This is a genomic window from Streptomyces sp. NPDC002088, assembly GCF_040296605.1.
Taxonomy (GTDB): domain Bacteria; phylum Actinomycetota; class Actinomycetes; order Streptomycetales; family Streptomycetaceae; genus Streptomyces.
Genome location: NZ_JBEOXO010000121.1, coordinates 1 through 1,186, shown reverse-complemented (window position 1 = coordinate 1,186; position 1,186 = coordinate 1). Strand labels below are relative to the sequence as shown.

General features: G+C 26.7%; 2 protein-coding genes. Both read left to right on the top strand.

Annotated features, from left to right (window positions below):
- Positions 1-223 (top strand): hypothetical protein (locus tag ABT114_RS50455; RefSeq protein ID WP_502988551.1); only part of this gene is annotated, 223 nt, incomplete at its 5' end.
- A gap of 256 nt (positions 224-479) precedes the next feature.
- On the top strand, positions 480-1,073 hold the full coding sequence (locus ABT114_RS50450; RefSeq protein ID WP_014011557.1) for a hypothetical protein: 594 nt from the start codon (positions 480-482) through the stop codon (positions 1,071-1,073).
- Positions 1,074-1,186 lie beyond the last annotated feature (113 nt).

Below are 1,186 nucleotides of genomic sequence, written 5' to 3'. Positions count from 1 at the left end.
GGATTATATTCTAAAACCTGGCGTCGATGCGCATGAACTTAAAAAAGAAATGCTTAAAATTTTGGATGAGCGTCACGCTGTTTATCCAGCCGAACACAATGTTGGGCATCTATATTTGGCAGCACCGGCCTTAATCAAGCACTATAAGAAAAATGATCCAACTAATAGATTCAACCCTGGCGTTGGTAAACAAACAATGTCTAAATATTGGGGCGAATACTAGAATAATAAGTTTGTTAAAAAATAACCGTTATCGTCATTTGTCGATTCTGTAGTGACCCCTACTGATTGTTCTTAAAACAGTAACCAAATATTTAAAGATATACTTTAAAAAAACTTTTTTAAAAATTTTTAAAAAAGTTTTTTATTGTTTTTTATATGATAAAATATAGCTATTAAAAGATTTAATAAAATTAAATTGAAAGTTTTTTTAAAAATTTTTAAAAAATTTTTATAGAAAAAGAAAGGATATTTTTTAAATGGAGAAAAGTTATTCTGATTTTGCAAAAGAACTGGGAGTTAGTAAACAAAAGTTAAATTATTACGTCAATGATGAAAATAAAGAAAAAATTTTTATTAAAAAAGGCAACAAAAATTATGTTACCGAATTTGGACAAGAATACCTTTATAAAAAGACTAAAGATAAAAATGAAAAAAAAGAAAGCGAAAAAAAAGAAAAAAATTTTGAGGTATTTTTTGATAGCATAAAAGAAAAAGATAAGCAGATTGACAAACTTCACCAATTATTAGACCAGCAACAAAGACTTTCCTTACAGGATAAAAAACTTTTGGAAGAATATAAAACAGAATTAAGTAACTTAAAAGCTCTTAAAATGCCAGAAGAAGAATTAAATATAGGAATCGAGCAACTTAAAAAAGAACTCGAAAAGGCAAATGATGAGATAGACCAAAATCAAGCGAAACTTGCTGAAAAGGACAAACAAATTGAGAAAGACGAAAAAATAAACAAAGAATGGTCTGAAAGTAACAAAGAACTGGAAAAAGAAAACGAAAGCTTAAAAATGGAACTTCAAAAAGTTCAATCTAAAAAATGGTTTCAATTTTGGAAATAGAAAAAGGAAGAAATTTTATAAATGAAACATGTTGATAATGCACTAAGAAAAACTTTATTCATTCTTTTAGGCTTAATCTCTTTATTTTGGCTTTTTTGGACGTTCAAATATTT

Bases quoted from the DNA above. Each gene is read 5' to 3' on its own strand.
- ABT114_RS50450 (WP_014011557.1), top strand. From the start codon at position 480: ATGGAGAAAAGTTATTCTGATTTTGCAAAAGAACTGGGAGTTAGTAAA.